The organism is Desertivirga brevis (assembly GCF_017355835.1).
Genome location: NZ_JAFEWF010000005.1, coordinates 66,177 through 85,558 on the forward strand (window position 1 = coordinate 66,177; position 19,382 = coordinate 85,558).

The window sequence follows — 19,382 nt, forward strand, 5'->3', positions numbered from 1 at the left end:
AAGGAATATGAAAACAAGAAATTTAAAACTCGCCATACTACTTTTCCCATTCCTGATAGCAGGCTGTGAGAAATCAGATTTCCTGAACGACGGAAAGGACACAGGTGGCAATGAGGTAACCGAAGAGCAGTTTTGGAATCATCGCGACTGGCCGCGGAATTTCCTGAATAGTGCTTATTCACACCTTCCGGATGAATATAACCTTGATGGAGATGGAGCATTATTGGCTTCAGCATCTGATGAAGCCGTTAACTCGAATCCAAACTCTTCGGTTAATTGGATCAATAACGGCTCTTGGGGACCAGGGCGCACCTTCAACGATGTGTATGCTGATATGTATGAAGGAATTCGTAAAACCAATGTGTTTTTGGAAAATATTGAAAGAGCAAAGGCCATCGTTCCGGTGAAGGAGGAGGCTACCGAGGAACTTAACGAGAACAGTTACGGCCGTACTATTGAGCGACTCAAAGGACAAGCTTATTTTTTAAGAGCATTCTATCACTTTGAACTCTTGAAACGCTACGGTGGAGTCCCTGTACTCAACCGTTCTTTTGAGGCCTCCGAGGATCCTAATGTTCCTAAAAACGAGTATGATGAAGTGGTACGACAGATCGTAATGGATTGCGATTCGGCAGCTACACGTCTTCCTTTGTGGCACGGTACCTGGGATGCTGCTTTCCGCGGCCGGGCAACCAAAGCTGCTGCTCAGGCCCTTAAGTCCCGAACACTATTATATGCTGCAAGTCCTCTAAACAATGAGAATAATTCCCAGGAAAAGTGGCAGGCTGCTGCGCAGGCTACTCGCGACTTTATCCTTGATGCGGCAGGAGCAAATTCGCACAGGATCCATAGCAACTATAGCCAGGTCTTCACCCAGGTCTACAATCCGGAATATATCTTTGGTACCAGGGTCGACAACCGTAACGACATCGAAGCTAATAATGCACCCGTAAGCTACAACGGAGGAAAAGGCCGTACCAACCCCACTCAGGAAATGGTAGATGCATTCGAGGTGAAAGTTGGCAATAACAGCTACGCAATTTCAGACCCTGCTTCAGGATATACAGATCAAAACCTCACCTTGAACCGCGATCCCCGACTAGCTCTGAGTGTTATTATTAATGGGTCTAGCTGGAAAGGAACACCTTTGGTAGAAACCTTTGTTGGCGGGAAGGATGGTTTGAATGGTGGGGTGAATTACACAAGGTCTGGCTACTACCTGCGTAAGTTTATGCAATCGGCAGTGAATTATAATGTCACTCCAGCAAGTAATGCCCGTCGCCCATGGATCTTGTTTCGCTACGCCGAAATTCTCTTAAATTATGCTGAAGCTGTAAACGAATTGGCAGGACCAGATGCTTTACCAACAGCTTCCGATGCGAAAGCTTTTCCGCTTACGGCCCGTGCGGCAATTAATCAGGTGCGGGCACGTACAGGGATTGCGATGCCTCCCATACCAATAGGTCTGTCGAAGGATGCAATGCGTGAACGGATAAAGAATGAACGCCGGGTGGAGCTTTGTTTTGAAGGACACAGGTTTTATGATGTTCGTAGGTGGAAGGAGGGCGAAAAGTACCTGAATAAGCCAGTTACAGGTATGCGCATTACTAAGAACGCTAACAATACCTTCAATTATCAACGTTTCCCAATTGAAACACGTGTCTTTGAAGAAAAGAATTATCGCTTCCCATTCTCCCTGACAGACATTAACAGGCAGCCCGCCTTAATTCAAAATAAAGGCTATTAATACTATAAGCACATTCAATAAACAACACACTTATATCGCTGAAATACTCTTATTATGAAAATTAAAAGTTTTTTTTTATTGCTGCTTGCATTTACACTTACCGGGCACCTTGCACTTGCTCAGGGTTCGCTTATTCAGAATATTAAAGCCAGACAGATCCAGAGCCTTAATGGCCGCTGGAACTATATAGTCGATCCGTACGAAAATGGCTTCTATGATTACAGGAGAGAGGCATTTGATCAGACATCATCTGGCAAGGGTGGTTTCTACGACGACAAAAAGCCGAAAGATAAATCAGAACTTGTAGAATACGATTTTGATTTTTCACCGACCCTGAATGTTCCGGGCGACTGGAATTCCCAGGTGGAGAAACTGGAAATGTACGAGGGCACAGTTTGGTATCGTCGAAAATTTTCAGCTTCACCTAAAAAAGATAAAAAGTATTTCATTTATTTTGGTGCTGTAAACTACGAAGCCCATGTTTACCTTAACGGCAAAAAGCTGGGTATTCATAAAGGGGGATTTACACCCTTTCAGTTTGAAGTTACCAAACTTCTGCAAGAAGGAAATAATTCGCTTGTTGTGAAGGCTGACAATACCCGCAGGCAGGATGAAATTCCGACGATAAATACCGACTGGTGGAATTACGGAGGAATAACACGTGATGTTTTCCTTGCAGAGTTGCCTCAAACTTATATTGCTGATTATAAAGTCCAGCTGGCAATGCAGAACGAAGATATTATAGAAGCATCAGTGATACTGGCAGGTGCTGCAAAGTCACAATCCGTTAGCATTAAAATCCCTGAGCTTGGCATAAACACCTCAGCTAAAACAGACACTGCAGGGAAGATTTCTCTCAGCATTCCTGTGAAAAAAATAAGTTATTGGTCTCCCGAGAACCCTAAACTATATAACATTACTATCTCGTCGGGCTCTGAGAATTTGAAAGACCGGGTTGGCTTCAGAACTATTGAAACACGGGGAAAAGACATCCTGTTAAACGGAAAATCAATCTTTCTTCGGGGCATTTCCATTCACGATGAGAATCCTCTTTTGTCGGGTCGTCTGCGTTCTGAGGGTGATATGCGTATGATGCTGCAATGGGCAAAAGAATTGAACTGCAATTACGTTCGTTTAGCTCATTATCCTCACAGTGAAGACATGGTACGTTTGGCAGATGAAATGGGACTGCTTGTTTGGGCTGAGGTTCCGGTTTATTGGACTATCTCATGGAAGAATTCCGATACTTACGCTAATGCTGAAAAGCAGATGGGCGACCTGATCCACCGGGATAAGAATCGCGCCAGCGTTATTGTCTGGTCTATAGGAAACGAAACACCATTGAGCGAACCACGCCACCAATTTATGGGTAACCTGGCAGCTTTTGCCCGTTCTCAGGATAATACACGTTTGGTAGCAGCTGCCCTTGAAGTGCACCGTAATGGTACAGAGGTAATTGTAAACGATGTACTGGGCGAGAAGCTTGATTTGGTAAGCTTCAATGAGTACGCTGGCTGGTACTGGGGAGGCACACCAAAAGAGATCACTAAATATCACTTCAATATTAAGTACAACAAGCCTGTGGTGATCACGGAATTTGGAGGAGATGCGCTTGCTGGTTTTCACGCGGATGAAGACACACGTTGGTCTGAAGAATATCAGGAAGCCTTATACAAAAATCAAATCACAATGCTTAAAACCATTGATGGTTTGCGAGGAATGACACCATGGATCCTTACAGATTTCAAATCTCCGAGAAGACAACACCCTGTCTATCAAAATTTCTGGAATCGCAAAGGACTTCTTTCCGAAACCGGCGAGAAGAAGAAGGCATTCTTCGTCTTACAGTCTTTCTATACTCAAATGGCAGAAAAATATAGTAGTCAGAGTAGAAGTTTAAGCGCAGTTAAATAAGCCTTAATCAATGAGGACAATCTTAACAGCAGCTGTTCTAGCCCTGTTACTACAGGCTTCAGCACAAGATAGCACTGATTTTAAGCTTAAGGTAGCTGCAAGAAAGGGCATTAACCATGCTGATGGCAGTAATGATTTTACGGCTTACAAACAGTACTCCACACGAAGTTTAAGCACGCTTAATGGCTACAACTTCAAACCACAGCGTCTTAGTAAGTACGGAGGGTGGCTGGATCATAGAACAAAAGCAACCGGATTCTTTCAGGTGAAAAAGATCGATGGCCGTTGGTGGGCTATCGATCCTGAAGGGTATTATTATTTACACAATGCCCTAAATGCGGTGAATATGGGAAAATCAGAGAGGAATCAGAAGGCCTTGAAAGATAATTTCGGTACGCCTGGAAACTGGATGAAAGAGACACTTCGGCTTCTGCTAAGCAACGGGTTTAACGGGGCTGGTGCATGGTCAAATGTCGAGGCCATAAGAAAATCAGCCATCCAAAGCAAAAAGCCTTTGGCGTACACCATTAACCTCGATTTCATGAGTGCTTACGGTGATAAAAGAGGAGGAACATTTCAAGTGCCAGGCCATAAAGGCTACCCTAATAACGTGATCTTTTTATTCGATCCCGCATTTGAGGATTTTTGCAATGAATATGCAAAACGCCTTATTCAGAACAAAGACGACAAAAATCTTTTCGGATATTTTTCGGATAACGAACTGCCTTTAAGCCTGAAAAACCTTGAGGGATATCTTACTTTGAAAGATCAGACTGATCCTGGATACCTTGCCGCTAGCACTTGGCTCGAAAAAAAGGGAATCCGTAAAGAGCAGATCAATGACGAGGTTCGATCAGAATTTCTGGAATATGCCGCCGACCGTTATTTCTCTATAGTTTCAAAGGCTATCCGCAAATACGACCCCAATCACCTTTACCTCGGATGTCGTTTCTATGGTGGGCAACGCAATATTGCAGGACTGCAACGAGCGGTTGGAAGATATGCTGATGCGGTTTCTGTCAATTACTATAATCACTGGACGCCCAATATTTCCGAGATGAAGAAATGGGAAGAGTGGTCAGGGAAACCTTGCATTATCACCGAGTGGTATGTCAAAGGGGAGGACTCTGGTTTAGGGAACACTGCAGGAGCTGGTTGGATTGTAAAAACTCAGGAAGACCGCGGACTCTTCTATCAAAACTTTGTCCTCGGCCTGATTGAATCGAAAAGTTGCATTGGCTGGCACTGGTTTAAATACCTTGACAATGATCCCACTCAAAAGAACGCTGAGCCCTCCAATACCAACGCGAACAAGGGAATTGTGAATAATGATTATCAGGAATACACACCCTTGATTCAGAAATCGAAAGAACTGAACACACAAATGTACCCATTGACCGAATGGTTTGATAAGCATAATTAGAATGAAATTGAGTATTTACCAAAGAAGGCTGCTTATATATCTGGTAGCACTAGGCTTCTCCTGCTTTCCTGCATTTGGACAGAAAAAAACGATTAACCAACGGGTAGATTCCCTTTTAAAATTAATGACCATCGAAGAAAAGGTGGGTCAGTTGAATCAGTACTCTGGCAGGGAGGTAACAGGCCCTGTCACTAGCAGGCAAACTTACCTATTAAACGATATTAAGGCCGGCAGGGTAGGATCCATGCTCAATGTGCACGGAGTGAAGGATACCCGGGAGATCCAGGCCGTTGCCCTGCAATCGCGACTAAAGATTCCTTTGCTATTCAGCATGGATGTGATCCACGGCTATAAAACTGTCTTTCCAATTCCTTTGGCTGAGGCAGCGTCATGGGACCTGGAAGCGATTCGCACTTCGGCCCATATTGCGGCAAAAGAAGCCGCTGCGGTAGGCTTACATTGGACGTTCGCACCGATGGTCGACGTTGGCCGCGATGCAAGGTGGGGCAGATTGATGGAAGGAGCTGGCGAAGACACCTATCTCGGTAGCCTCATAGCACGTGCCCGTGTGCTTGGCTTCCAGGGTGAAAAACTAGGCGGAACAGATGCAGTAATGGCTTGTGCAAAACACTTTGCGGGCTACGGTGCGGCAATTGCCGGTCGCGACTATAATGCTGTTGACATGAGTAATCAATTACTTTGGGAGGCATATCTTCCGCCTTTTAAAGCAGCAGCAGATGCTGGTGTAGCCACTTTTATGAACTCTTTCAATACATTGAATGGAATTCCGGCAACAGGTAATTCTTATCTTCAACGTGATATTCTCAAAGGAAAGTGGGGGTATAAGGGTTTTGTAGTGAGCGATTGGGGTTCTATCGGCGAGATGGTACCCTGGGGGTACGCAAAGGATGAGAAAGATGCTGCCTTTAAAGCCATCATTGCCGGGAGTGATATGGATATGGAAGCAGAGGCCTACAAGAAGAATCTTGCAACTCTTGTGAAAGAAAAGAAGGTAGATATTAAACTAATTGATGATGCCGTAAGGAGGATCCTTTACAAGAAGTTCGAGCTGGGCCTATTCGATGATCCCTATCGTTTTTCAAACGCTGGCAGAGAGCAGAAGGTTTTGAATGACCCCCAACATAAATTGGTTGCAAGGGATGTTGCTCAAAAATCAATTGTGCTCCTGAAGAATGAAAAACAAGTATTGCCTCTTTCCGGAGCTGTAAAAACAATCGCCCTTATTGGCCCACTCGGAAAATCAAAAAGAGACCTTGAAGGCAGTTGGATCCCTCTTTCAGACACCAGTCTGGTAACCTCGGTTTACGAAGGACTTCGGAGTAAGATCAATCCATCCTCACAGATCATCCATGCCAAAGGCTGCGATATTACAGATAATGGCCAAGCCGGTTTTGCAGAGGCGATAGCGGCCGCAAAGCAAGCTGATGTAGTGGTAATGGCATTAGGAGAAAGCTATGATATGAGTGGAGAAGCAAAATCGCGCACTGATATACATCTTCCCGGAAAACAAGAGGAGCTTTTCGAAGCCGTTCAGGCCACGGGTAAACCAGTAGTTGTGGTATTAATGGCGGGCCGACCGTTGATCTTTCCAAAGATCACAGAAAAGGCATCGGCCATCGTGTACGCCTGGTGGCTGGGAGCAGAGGCGGGTAACGCTTTGGCTAATGTACTCACAGGAGAATACAATCCTGCCGGAAAACTGCCCATTTCCTTTCCCCGTTCGGTGGGACAAATACCAATCAGTTACAGTATGTATAATACTGGGCGGCCGGTAAAAAATCCTAAAGATATTAAATACAAATCGGCTTATATTGATTCTCCCAATAGTCCTCAGTACGGTTTTGGTTTTGGATTAAGCTATACTACGTTCTCTTATTCCAATCCAAAGATCAGCAAAACTACTATTAGGTCAACAGAGTCGGCAGAATTAAGCTTTACCATATCCAACACTGGAAATGTAGCTGGAGAAGAGGTGGCGCAACTATACATTCAGGACGAAATAGCTTCCGTAGCCCGCCCTCTGAAAGAACTGAAGGATTTCATCAAGGTAGCGTTAAAGCCCGGAGAATCAAAAGAGATCCACTTTAATATCAACAGAGAAAAGCTGGCCTTTTATAATAGCATTTTACAATGGACTGCCGAACCCGGAAACTTTAAGTTGATGGTTGGTGCCTCTTCTGACGATATAAAGTTTATCCAAAAGCTAGAGCTTAAATAGCCTCATAAATCATATTTCCAGGGGGTGGAACTAAACCTTCATCCCCTGGAAATATGAAGCTTTAGCTCCGGAATATTGATTTATCTTATCCAGCAGGAACCAAAGATCAAATGGTTTCTCTATGAACATATCCCAACCATAGTTACCCAATGAATTCAGGACCCTCGGATAAGCTGAAAGCATAATAACCGGGATTTCACTTGTTAACGGATTTTGTTTTACCTGGTGGCATAACTCCCCCCCGTTTATTGTAGGCAAAATGTAATCCACCACTACAAGGCTGGGCTGAAATTCCTGAACATCCGAAATCACGTCCCTGGTGCCCTCTATTGCTTTTACCTCCCAATTATCATCTCTTAACGTTTCCAGTAAGATCTCACGGAGATCTTTGTCATCCTCAATCAGGAGAAGGCGGTTATTGTTTTTCATATTGCTAGATTCTATTGCAAAGGTGAACAAATTGAAAACCATATTAAAGACGTGAAATACCCGTTTTAAAAGGTGTTTTTACCCGAATTGATAATAGTTTAAATCCTCTGAAATTAGTTGGTTTTTTCAGCGTTAGAGTTTCTACTTATACGATATGTATAGGACTTCAGTAGAAAGTACCGTAAGTTTTTTTAATACCCCCCCCCACACACACAAAAAAGATGAATTACTATTTTCTAATCTATTCCAGCATACCAAGCCGTGCCTTGGATGTTAAAGAGACCAATAAACTATTGGACAGCAGTGTAAAAACGAATAAGCGACACAATGTAACAGGAACTTTGTTGATGTTGGATGAAATGTATGTTCAGCTGATTGAAGGATCTAAAGGCGCGATTGATCAATTATATATGAATATTAGATTGGACAGACGTCATATGTTTGTTCAGAAATTGAAGGATGGCTATGTTGAAGAGCGGTATTTTCAAGATTGGGCAATGGGATATGATCAGCTTGATTTGAACATTGAGCAAGCAAAGAATACGGTGAATTTGGACGGTGAAAGGAGTCAGCGACTAATGCAGATTCTCCTTGGGTAGTAATTCCGTTAGATTAAAATGCCTTGCTCTTGCCCATTTGTTTTTTTCAAGATTCGCTTACCAAATTCTTTTTCCCTTGTTTAAGGGGTATCTAGTTTCTTAAAATGAACGATAAAACTCACTTTCATTCGCAAACCCGGTCAAGCCGCGAGCTCGAAAGCTTACTGCATCTGATAGATGCGGTTTCAGGGGTCGGAATTTATGAGGTGGATCTTCATACTAATACAATTTATTTCTCTGAAGGTATGTATAAGATTTTCGGGGAGGACTATAATTCTTTTGTTCCAAGCCTCGATTGGATAGATGGGCGTTCTAACCCTGATGATGCCATGATAATAAGGAGGATACTGGAAAGAGCAGCGATTGATAAGGATCCTTATTTTTACACCCGCAGGATAAAGCGAAAAGATGGATCCTGGAGAACCGTTGAATCACACGGGAAGGTAATCTCCGACAAAGGAGGCAATGCAATTAAATTTTTTGGGGTAGTTAAGGATATTACGGAGAAGGAAAAAGGTATTGATGATACTTTAGAACGTAAGGAAGCTGAAGCTGCGAATGCAAAGAATCTCGCTATTCTCGAGCAGTCAGAGCAGGTTGCCTCAATTGGTAGCTGGGAATACGACCTGAGCAGTAGAACAACCCTATGGTCAAAAGGCATGTATGTTCTTTTTGGGATCACTCCCGGAACCGAGGTTTCACCCCAACTATATCTTGATTTTGTAACAGAAAAGGATAAGCTCAAAGCCGAGAACCTGATTGACAAAATAACGAACAAATTTGTTCCCATCGATGAGCATATTGTAATTCAAACTGCTGAGCGAAAGAAATGCCTTCATATCAAAGCGGTGCCTTACAGCAATGAGTTTGGCGAAAAGATAAAAATGCTAGGAGTTGATATTGACATCTCAGAACGGAAAGAAGCAGAAGCAAAGCTGCGGCAGGCCGAAGAAGAAAAGCAAAACGCGATCCTAAATGCGGTAATGGAAACCCAGGAAGAGGAAAGGAGGCGTATAGCAGAAACCTTACACAATGAGTTTGGTCAGCTATTAACGGCAACAAAGTTTCAAATCAGGGGAAAAGCCAGGGAAGCCGAAAAATTACTTGATAGCGCGATTCAGTTAGTTCGTTCTATCTCCCACGAGCTTATGCCACCAATTTTGCAGGACTATGGCTTGGAGATAGCATTAAAAGACCTTTTTGATTCTAAGTTACCCGAATCGAACATTAAATATTATGTGCATATCACCGGTCTCAAGAAGAGAATTAACCAAATGACAGAGATCGCTGTATTCCGGATCATACAGGAGATTGTCAATAATATTGTTAAACACAGCAAAGCAACGCGGGTTGATGCAATGATAGAACGCCGGCAAGAAGATATATTTTTTAGGATATCAGACAATGGTATTGGAGTAAAGGAAACCGATCTCATCACGAAACGGAAAAGCTTTGGTTTAAATTATATATACAACCGCGTTCATCTTTTAAAGGGAGAAATAATTTTCGATTCAAAGCCAGGTAAGGGGTGCAGCCTAATTGTAACGATTCCCTATAAAGAGATTTAGAAGACCAAACCTTACTATTTTTCGCTGCTGCTACTAGCTACAGCTTTTAGTATTTCTGAAGAAAGCGGCTTCGAATAAAAACCTTTTACTGCCGAATAGAACTGAGACTTTGCCTTATCATTTGGATCAATAGAAGAAGTAACTATAAAAACTTTAATATCCTTGTTGATCAGTGCTCTCAGGTTTTCAAACATCTCAAGAAATTCCCATCCACTTACACCGGGCATATTTAAATCAAGTAAAATAATATCGGGCAGTTGACCAGTAGTATAATAAGCATCAACCAGGTCAATTAAAGCGGCCTTAGGATCAATATAACTACGGTAATCCTCCAACACTTTGTGATGTTTTATCAGCGCTTCTGCTAAGTAGTGATGGGTTGGATCGTCATCAATAAGTATAACCTGGTGCATATTTTCTAAGTGTAAATCCAATTTTATTGTTTAAGCGTCTTTTTAAAGCTTGAAATACAATAAACCAGGAGAGGTTTTAATTAATCAGTGGTTCTTGTACGGTATTAATTTCAAAAAGGTTTATAATTCTATTAGATATTACACTCAAATGTTAAGCTACCCTATGGATAGCTATAGGACAAGGTTAGGTGCTATATATACATGAAGGTATAGCGTAAAAATAAAAATGGCGAGAATAGGGTTCCGCTATAGTTAACCAGGAAAGGAAAGAGGTTGCCCGATGCCTATCTGAGCTTAAACTCATTTTTGTAATAGTACTTAATCTGCTTTTGTAAATACAAAATACTTCTTGGTGAGGAAGTTGAATACAGCTGTCAAACCCACAGCAAGAAACTTACTTGCTTTTATGTTTACCATTATTTGTTCTACAAAGAACCATAAAAGAAATTGGTTGAGCAGGGCACCCATTAGTGTGAAAACTGAAAAAAGAATAAAAGTATAGTTCTGACTATACCGGGATGAAACGAATACATGCTTGCGGGTAAGGTAGTAATTAGCAATGATGGCAACGCCCATAGCTGGATAGTTTGCTGTGGTATAGGGCACTCCCAGAACATCAACTAATAGGGAGAAAATACAGAATTCAATAAGAAAAGAGAAAACACCCACTATTAAAAAGCGTGTGATTTCATGTCTTGATAATTCTTTTAGACTTAAAATGCTCGTTTTATTCATAGCACGTTTTGTTCTTTTTTTGATATTTATAGAATATAAAGAGTATTCCCGGCATTTGCTCCGGGAATACTTTGGCAAATTCTAGTATTGAAAGGATTGCTTCAGGAACCAGTGTAAGGCCGGCATATCTACGTAGATCAGTAACATCACAAGGATGGTTACAAACGCAACGTACAGCATGAATTTTCTTTCCTTGTGCAGCTTCTCAGGGCCTTGGACCACCGAATTACGGTTTAGACCTAATTTAAGGTACCAGGCAAAGAGCAAGGCAATAAATGGAAAGCTTATCAGCAATTCAATACGGTGTTTAATTAGGAATACTCCCAGGAAGAAGGCAGCGGTAAGTGCATAAAAGAACATCGAAATAAGCAAGCTATTCTCAGTATAATACTTAAACGACTTCCGGTACAAACCTGCCTGTTCCGGGTCATTGATGAAGCGATACTCAGCGAAACGTTTAGTCGCCATCAAAAATGCTCCTCCCATCCAATAAGCAAGAATAATACTGCTAGGAGGGATAACAAGCCATGCCGGATCTGAAAATTGTTGAGGAAGTAAAGTGGCAGGAATAAAAATGAACCAACCAAGGGCTAGTCGTATCGGATTGTTTACCGATTCTGAAAGTACGTCGAGGTAAACTCTTTCCTTAGTTCTGAAGGGTCTCACGTTATACATAATTCCCATAAACAAAAGGAATGCTTCCAGAAGCAAGAAAGGAATGTTGATAAAATAAGAAAGTGTTAAACCTGCACCCGCCAGTAAAAGCCATTGTGCCATTACATACACAGGATTAAGTACTGTTTGTACAGCTGTCCTGTTTTTCTTAATTGGATGATGACGGTCAAATTCTGCGTCGAGATATTCGTTGATCACGTAGTTGGCAGAGGCAATCAAACAAGTACAGGCAATTCCTGTAATTGCTTTAAGTAGAAATGCCCCATCTATTGGTGTATTGTAAACCATGTAGGCAAACAACATGCCTGGCAGCATGAAGATGTTTTTAAACCAATGATCGGGACGTGCAATGGTAACGTATTCTTTAAACCCTGCAGGTCGGGTAGGGGATTCAATTCCAGGATGCGGAACAGCTAGAGGAGTTGTTTTCATTTTTCTTAGTTAGGTAGTTAATAGTAGATTCTGATTCTTTGGGGTGCGCGCATTTGGTGGCTCCCGGCTTGTAGGTGCTGGTCTGTGTATTTTCATAGGTGGTATTATTATCTTCGATGTTCGAAGAATGTTTTATTGTACTTCTGCGGAAGCGGGAGAAATTTCAGCAATCAGGTTTGTGTAAAAATCAAACGTGTTGAAAGGTTTTTTGTCGATAATGAGATAGGGCATTCCGGCGTTCATTGCACACTGGCCATCCAGTTCCTCCCGGTCGCCGATAAAAAGACAGCTGCTTGGCGGCAGTCCAAATTTATTGGCGATATAGAGCAAGGCCTTAGGATCGGGCTTTAAACGACTTATAAAAGGGTCTGTCGAGCTAATAATGAGATCAGCTTCCAGGTCCATTGCTTTAAGTTTATCTTCTGCTTTGTAATCAGAGTAAATTGCAACTTTCAAGCCCATTCCTTTCAATATACCGAACAGTTCTTTTATGCCAGGAAAAACACATCCTGGAAGGTATTGATTGGGTACATTAAACATCCACCGATCTACCAATTGCTTTATTTGCTCTGGCTTAAGATTTACCTTATCCGAACACCAGGTGTATTGCTCATTCTCCAGGTCTTCACAGGAATATCCAGGCCTTTTCTCCCTTTCAATGCGAAAATGGTATAAAGCCTGAAGTTCTTTGAATCGCCATGGACGCAATGAATAGTACTTCAATAAAATGAAAAGCATTTTTTTTCTTAATCTCGACTGTTCGTATAGTGTTCCGTCTACATCAAATATTACAGCCTTGATGTCTTCAATGTTGAGCCGCTTGTTCGCTTCCATTGTAATTAAATATTGAAAATACTACAACTTGTTCCGGTGAGTGTTTTGCTTTTTATTTGTACTATTTAATTATTGCGAAATTTATAAAAAATACTCTATAAAAAGGCCTTTTTTTATGAAATTTTATTTTTTAAAGTCTTTACCTTCGTTTTACATCTACTGCCCGTATTTTTTTAGGGCAAACATTTACCTGTTGAAAACGTATGCAAATAACAACAAGGACTGGAGCATTAAGTGGTGAAACCCAAACAAGCACTAAAGCTTTTACCTTTTCGAAATCAGCTTATAGAACATTAAGTTATGTTTTGATAGCCATTGGTATATTTTTTCGTCTCTTCCATTATATCTACAACCGGTCACTGTGGACAGACGAAATGTATTTAAGCCTTAGCTTTTTAAAGATGGATTTTCTGGAATTAGCGGTAAAGCCTCTTGAGTACCAACAAAAAGCACCCATTGGCTTTTTGTGGTTGGTGAAATTATCAGTCATGGCATTTGGAAAACAGGAAATGGCTCTCCGGCTTATTCCTCTCTTAAGTGGGATAGCTTCACTCTTCTTCTTTAAAAAAGTTGCCGAGCGTTTTCTAAGTACTGCTGCAGTCGCTGCCGCTGTTGGCATTCTCGCCTTGGCGCCACCTTTTATTTACCATTCGGTAGAAATTAAACAATACGGCGTCGAAGTACTTGTTACTATCCTTGCCCTTTATCTTTACGTCAGGTACCAGCATAAAAAGGAAATCCCTCAACTAATAGGTTGGGGTATAGGTGGAGCTCTTCTTATCTGGTTCTCCTATTCTTCAATTTTTGTCCTAACTGGAATGGCGTTAGCTATTACCATTAATAATATTATTCGTGGAAGATGGAAAAGAGCTTTTCTTCAGGCTATTCCATTCTCAATGTGGATGCTAAGTTTCCTCATGAACTTCTTCCTCTTTACCTACCAAAAAACAAATTCAGGGTGGTTAATCGACTGGTTTGACATCAGGCAAGCATACCTCCCTATTCCTCCTAAATCGTTTGCTGATTTGTCATTCCTACTGCAAATGCCATACAAGATGTTGTTTTACCCCCTAGGACTATTATGGGAGTTTGTGGATGTAGACAATGGAGTGGTTCGGATTATTGGTAGGATGGGTGTAATATCCTTAACATTGTGGGTTGTCGGTATGGTCTTTTATATCAGAAAGAATCCTAAGGTTTTCATGATACTATTTCTGCCAGTGCTGCTCGCCATGGTTGCCTCGGCTATTCGGCAATATCCCTTTTACGAGCGACTTATCCTCTTCTTATGTCCATTAATCATTATTTTCATTGCCAAAGGATTTGATCGTATTTCGCATACTTTTTCCAAAACAACCTATGTTCAGCCAGTTCTTCTATTTTTGCTACTACTCGGGCCGCTTGGTACTTCTGCCGCTCAGGTAGCTGATACTAATCTTTTTGGAGGATATAAAAGAAACTACCAAAGGGATTGCTGGCTATATGTTAACCAAAGGTTTCAGCCTGGGGATGCAGTCTATGTTTACTGGAACATTCGTTACGGTTATCTTTTCTATAAAGATTCGTATGATCTTAGATATGATGGAATTCGGGGGAACGATTACAGAAAAGTTTCTCAAAATGCGGAAGATTACTTGAATAACCTAAATAAGGATATTAATAACTTGAAGAAATACAAACGGGTTTGGATCGTGTACGAAAAGGATTACTGGGTGGATATCGGCGATTATGATGGACATCCAGAGTGGTACTGGAAAAATTATTCCCTTCGTAATAAAACACTCGAGCGTTTTTCCACTCTAGGAAAGCAGTCTGATGTTTTTGATACCAAGCAGGCGAGGGTTGTTTTGGTAACTGTAAAGCAATTAAAATAAAGAAGTCGAGGGGCTGCATTTCAGCCCCTTGATTTTTTCCGCTTCGTTAAAGCACCGGTATTTTATCTCGAATTTACTGGCAGCGAGACCCTCTAATTTACAGGAGAGACAGTATAAGCACCATGATACGGCATTTCAGATTCTCTCTTGATTAATGCCTTTGGATTATAACCCCTTCTTATTTATATTTACCACTAACAATTTATTGGTTCACACTTGTTAGTAATTGCCAAACCTTATGAATTTTGTTTTTTCAGCTCCAGCTTCCGCTAGTCGCTCCTTAAAAGCACTTTTAATTTCTTTTAGCATTATTGCCATTTCAGCATTTGCATCCAATGCAGCTCAAATTCCCAAGATCTTTTCCTCAGCTAATCCAACCTGGATCAACCCGATACTCGAATCAGCTCAAAGAGTAAATTCTCGTGAGGTAAGTGAAGGGTATTATTTCACTCTTGTGGATATGCAAGAGCATGTAGAAAAGGAAGTTTCCTACCTACATTACTGCAAGCAGATCATCAGTGAGTCGGGAGTACAGAATGCATCTCAAATTTCAGTTGATTTTGATCCCTCTTTTCAGAAACTGGAATTCCACAAAATCATTATTTGGAGAAATGGAAAGCCCTCCAACAGGTTGAATTTAAAAGCTTTTAAAGTAATTGCAAACGAGGAAGACCTTTCCCGTTTCATTTACCAGGGCACTTACTCTGCTTACCTTATCCTTGATGATATTCGAAAAGGAGATAAGATTGAATATTCATATTCCATTACTGGACGTAATCCTATTTTCAAAGGGAAATTTAGTAAGGAACTCTATCTCCAGGGATATACAGCTATTAATAAGGCTTATTTAAGTGTAGTTTGTTCTTCATCTCGAAATTTGAACTTTAAGTACTTCAACAAGGTTCACAGTCCTAAAATTGAAAGTTTTAATGGAATGAAACGTTACACCTGGGAGGCTTTAATGGTTAAGGCAGCAATCCAGGAAGAAAATCAACCTTCATGGTATAATGATTTTAAGAGGGTCCAAATCAGCGATTACCAGAATTGGAAAGAAGTAGCTATATGGGCTAATGAATTAAATAAGCCAATTACGAGTTTCTCAGGAGCACTTGCATCAAGGGTGCAGGCTCTGAAAAAGAAAAATGTAGGTAACCTTTCTGGTTACTTTCGTGATGCTGTTACCTTGGTTCAAGATGAGGTTAGATATATGGGAGTGGAGATGGGAGTTTATTCCCATAAAGCTCACAATCCTCAAAAAGTTTTTGACCAACGTTACGGCGACTGTAAGGATAAATCATTGTTGTTGATGTCTATCCTCGAATTTGGAGGTATCAAGGCAAATATGGCTTTGATTAATACCTATTACCAGGATAAAGTGGCAAGTTATTTGCCTTCACCTTTAAATTTCAACCATGCGGTTGTAATTGCCTATGTCGGTGGGAAGCAAATTTGGGTAGACCCTACCATTAGCGGACAGGGAGGCAAGGGTACGGACCTATGGTTCCCCAATTACCGCATGGCTCTTATAGTGTCTCCTGGTAGCAATACCTTAAGTACAATACCTGAGGTGGCAGCCGGATTTTCTACCATGCGGGAAACATTTACAGTTGATTCCGCGACGATGGGAGCAACCCTATATGTAAAGACAAAATATACAGGTAATATGGCCGAAAGTGTGCGATCGTCATTAGCAAATCAAAGCATTACAGAAGCTGAGAAAAGCTATTTAGACTATTATGCGCGACTATATAAGGAGATTGAAGCAGTTGATACGGTAAAGATTAATGACAACCGGGGCAAAAATGAACTCGAGATCGAGGAGTTCTACAAAATCGACAACTTCCTTAAAAGAGAAAAAGATAAGTCGGGGTGTAAGGGGGAGTTCTACGCCTACCAGATAGAAAACGTTCTGCCTAAGGTGGCTGCCACGAGAAAAAGTCCTGCCTACCTAAACTATCAGTACTCCATATCTTATACGGCTTCCATTGTACTCCCCGGTGGCTGGAGAATTGAGCCAGAGAACAAAGAAATATCACGAAGTCAGTACAGACTTTATTACCGCACATTTACAGTAGGAGATACATTAAATCTGGACTACCAGTACAGCCTTACTGCAGACCATATTCCAACATCAGATGTAAAACAGGTGGTAAAGGATGTCGAAGACATTGATAATAATTACCTTGGCTTTTCCTTTACTTATAACCCTGACGCGACAAAGGCTGGAGGAGGAACTAATTACCCCATGCTTCTCTTTGCCCTATTTATTTTAGCTTCAGGAGTTTATGCAATAATTCGTATAGCTACCATGCATACTGCAACCGAAATGCCTGAATACGAACCAGCAGGGATAGGAGGCTGGCTCATATTCCTGGCTTTTTCCCTTTTAGCAACAGTTATCAGACCGCTTTACTTTGTTATTAGTCAGGAATATTTTAGTTCAAATTTGTGGGCGGCATATGATGGCCGGCAGATGGTTACAGCTTTCAAAATTCTGCTTGTATTTGAAGTCGCAGGTAATATTCTTTTATCTCTGGGAGCCGCCTTTTGCCTGTTCCTAATGTATAAGAAGAGAGATATATTTCCAAAAGTTACCGGCGCTGTCCTAGGGTTCTCTTTAATTTTTGCGCTAGCAGATACCTTTTTGGCCTCCGTATTTTTGAATATAAAAGACACTACCGACGCAAATACAGTAAGAGGGATAATAGGTTCTTTTGTTTGGATTGCTTATTTATCTCGCTCATCCCGTGTAAAAGAAACATTTATAATTCCTTATCCTGAAGAATATTTTGAAGTGCAAGAAGAGGTGGAGAAAAAAGATGAAGAGATTGGAGTTTAAAATTTAAGAAATCAGCAGTTAAAACCTGCAATTCATGCTTATGAGCAAGCATTTAATTTTGCCCTTGGAAAGGAGCAATCCGACAATTTAAAAGAGGGTATTGAACGGGTAAAAAGCAAGTTCAGCAGTACGTCAATATTCGTATATAGCTGTTCTTAAAAAAAAGCGGTTATTTAAGTTTGGGTGAAGCTTTTCATTTCGCTTAGCCCGAACTTATTCTATGTAACCTGGTATCACTTGAATCTGAAGGAAAAAATATTATTTTCGTTTCAATATTTATCAGTTAACATCACCATTCTATCTATGGTTACAGATAACAAGCTGCCTATTAACATTCAAGAAGATATTCGTGCAATAACCGAAATTGAGGCAATTCCTGGCATATTGAAGGTAGTTTGCCATGCTACCGGATTGGGTTTTGCAGCTGTGGCCCGAGTTACTGATTTGCATTGGGTAGCATGCAGTGTAAAAGACGATATTGCTTTTGGCTTGCAAGCCGGAGAACAACTTCGTTTGGTAACTACTATTTGTAACGAGATTCGTCAACATAAACAACCCGTTGTTATCGATCATGTTAGCGAGGATGAAACTTTCGCCAATCATCATACTCCAGCAATGTATGGCTTTCAAAGTTATATATCCTATCCCATCTTCCGCCACAATGGTGAGTTTTTCGGAACCTTATGTGCTATTGATCCCAAGCCGGCCAAACTTAAAAATCCTCAAATTATGGAGATGTTTAAGCTGTTTGCCGAGCTCATTTCCTTTCACCTTCATACATTGCAACAAATCGAGGTAAGTAAATCTGAACTTCAGGAGGAACAAAAGACCGCAGAATTCAGGGAGCAATTCATTGCTATCCTTGCACACGATCTGCGTAATCCTCTGGGGGCAATCACCAGCGGAATTCAGGTGCTTAAACAAATGCCGCTTGAAAAAAAGGCTGATAAATTACTCGGCATTATTCAGAATTCCTCTTTTAGAATGCAGGCGCTGATAGAAAATATGCTTGATTTTGCCCGTGGACGCTTCGGCAACGGATTCTCGCTCCATCTACAATCAGAACCGGAACTTGACGTAGTATTGCACCACGTGATAGATGAGCTAAGAGTAATCTGGCCAAACCGCCAAATAGAAGTAAGTTTTAATGCTGATTTACCTGTTATTTGTGATAGTAAACGCATCGGACAACTATTTTCTAATATCCTTGGAAACGCACTGATCCATGGCGCGGCTGATAAACCTGTTTTTGTAACATCCGAAAGCAAAGAAAGTAGGTACATCTTAAAGGTTAAAAATTCCGGCGATCCTATCCCTTCAGCTGCAATGGAGCGATTGTTCAAGCCCTTCTCCCGGAGCGAAGTAAAACCAGGACAGCAGGGGCTAGGCTTAGGATTATATATCGCATCCGAAATAGCAAAGGCCCATGGTGGCAATCTTGTGGTAAGCTCTGATCCTGTAGAAACGTGTTTTAGTTTGATTTTATCATGCCGAGAATAAGTCTTTCCTGTTTGAAATCCTTGAAGGTTATCAAGGGAAATATAGTTATTCAAACGACAATTGGATTTAAGAACGTTCTACTTGAGGTAAAGTAAGCGCCTCCCCGGCGATGTTTCAATTTGAAATTGAGAGCCTTCAAACTACCATCCCTTGACTTAACG

The 19,382-nt window shown here is 41.3% G+C and carries 14 protein-coding genes; 9 read left to right on the plus strand and 5 right to left on the minus strand.

All coding sequences use genetic code 11. The annotated features are described in order from the left end of the window. Positions 1-7: 7 nt before the first annotated feature. Genes J4N25_RS13225 through J4N25_RS13240 form a run of 4 tightly spaced genes read left to right on the plus strand, consistent with a single transcriptional unit; the run spans position 8 to position 7,323 of the window. Positions 8-1,747: a RagB/SusD family nutrient uptake outer membrane protein gene (locus tag J4N25_RS13225; RefSeq protein ID WP_207420120.1), complete on the plus strand. Its 1,740-nt coding sequence runs from the start codon at positions 8-10 to the stop codon at positions 1,745-1,747. A gap of 54 nt (positions 1,748-1,801) precedes the next feature. Next, positions 1,802-3,661, plus strand: a complete 1,860-nt coding sequence (locus J4N25_RS13230; RefSeq protein ID WP_207420121.1) for a glycoside hydrolase family 2 protein — start codon at positions 1,802-1,804, stop codon at positions 3,659-3,661. 10 nt (positions 3,662-3,671) lie between these two features. After that, positions 3,672-5,084, plus strand: a complete 1,413-nt coding sequence (locus J4N25_RS13235) for a hypothetical protein (RefSeq protein ID WP_207420122.1) — start codon at positions 3,672-3,674, stop codon at positions 5,082-5,084. Position 5,085: 1 nt separating this feature from the next. Next, the gene (locus J4N25_RS13240) at positions 5,086-7,323 is read left to right on the plus strand and encodes a glycoside hydrolase family 3 N-terminal domain-containing protein (RefSeq protein WP_207420123.1); all 2,238 of its coding nucleotides are present in this window, start codon (positions 5,086-5,088) and stop codon (positions 7,321-7,323) included. Between the two features lie 30 nt (positions 7,324-7,353). On the opposite strand, the gene J4N25_RS13245 is transcribed toward J4N25_RS13240, so the two are convergent. Next, complete coding sequence (locus J4N25_RS13245; protein ID WP_207420124.1) at positions 7,354-7,752, minus strand: response regulator; 399 nt, start codon at positions 7,750-7,752, stop codon at positions 7,354-7,356. Between the two features lie 221 nt (positions 7,753-7,973). Here J4N25_RS13245 and J4N25_RS13250 point away from each other — a divergent pair, with 221 nt between their 5' ends. Beyond that, positions 7,974-8,351, plus strand: coding sequence for a BLUF domain-containing protein (locus J4N25_RS13250; RefSeq protein WP_207420125.1), 378 nt, complete (start codon positions 7,974-7,976; stop codon positions 8,349-8,351). Between the two features lie 104 nt (positions 8,352-8,455). After that, positions 8,456-9,919: a PAS domain-containing sensor histidine kinase gene (locus J4N25_RS13255; protein WP_207420126.1), complete on the plus strand. Its 1,464-nt coding sequence runs from the start codon at positions 8,456-8,458 to the stop codon at positions 9,917-9,919. A gap of 14 nt (positions 9,920-9,933) precedes the next feature. On the opposite strand, the gene J4N25_RS13260 is transcribed toward J4N25_RS13255, so the two are convergent. The 4 genes from J4N25_RS13260 to J4N25_RS13275 all read right to left on the minus strand — a co-directional run bounded on the left by J4N25_RS13260 (position 9,934) and on the right by J4N25_RS13275 (position 13,008). Continuing rightward, complete coding sequence (locus tag J4N25_RS13260) at positions 9,934-10,353, minus strand: response regulator (protein WP_207420127.1); 420 nt, start codon at positions 10,351-10,353, stop codon at positions 9,934-9,936. A gap of 297 nt (positions 10,354-10,650) precedes the next feature. Further along, the gene (locus tag J4N25_RS13265; protein ID WP_207420128.1) at positions 10,651-11,067 is read right to left on the minus strand and encodes a GtrA family protein; all 417 of its coding nucleotides are present in this window, start codon (positions 11,065-11,067) and stop codon (positions 10,651-10,653) included. Between the two features lie 81 nt (positions 11,068-11,148). Further along, positions 11,149-12,174, minus strand: coding sequence for a UbiA family prenyltransferase (locus J4N25_RS13270; RefSeq protein WP_207420129.1), 1,026 nt, complete (start codon positions 12,172-12,174; stop codon positions 11,149-11,151). Between the two features lie 132 nt (positions 12,175-12,306). Next, a complete protein-coding gene (locus J4N25_RS13275) occupies positions 12,307-13,008 on the minus strand; it encodes an HAD family hydrolase (protein WP_207420130.1) in 702 nt (233 codons plus the stop codon). A gap of 203 nt (positions 13,009-13,211) precedes the next feature. On the opposite strand from J4N25_RS13275, the gene J4N25_RS13280 reads away from it, so the two are divergent. From J4N25_RS13280 to J4N25_RS13290, 3 genes are all read left to right on the plus strand, one after another. Further along, complete coding sequence (locus J4N25_RS13280) at positions 13,212-14,882, plus strand: glycosyltransferase family 39 protein (protein WP_207420131.1); 1,671 nt, start codon at positions 13,212-13,214, stop codon at positions 14,880-14,882. Between the two features lie 238 nt (positions 14,883-15,120). Beyond that, complete coding sequence (locus tag J4N25_RS13285; RefSeq protein ID WP_207420132.1) at positions 15,121-17,721, plus strand: DUF3857 domain-containing protein; 2,601 nt, start codon at positions 15,121-15,123, stop codon at positions 17,719-17,721. A 303-nt stretch (positions 17,722-18,024) separates the two neighbouring features. After that, complete coding sequence (locus J4N25_RS13290; RefSeq protein WP_207420133.1) at positions 18,025-19,221, plus strand: GAF domain-containing sensor histidine kinase; 1,197 nt, start codon at positions 18,025-18,027, stop codon at positions 19,219-19,221. Positions 19,222-19,382 lie beyond the last annotated feature (161 nt).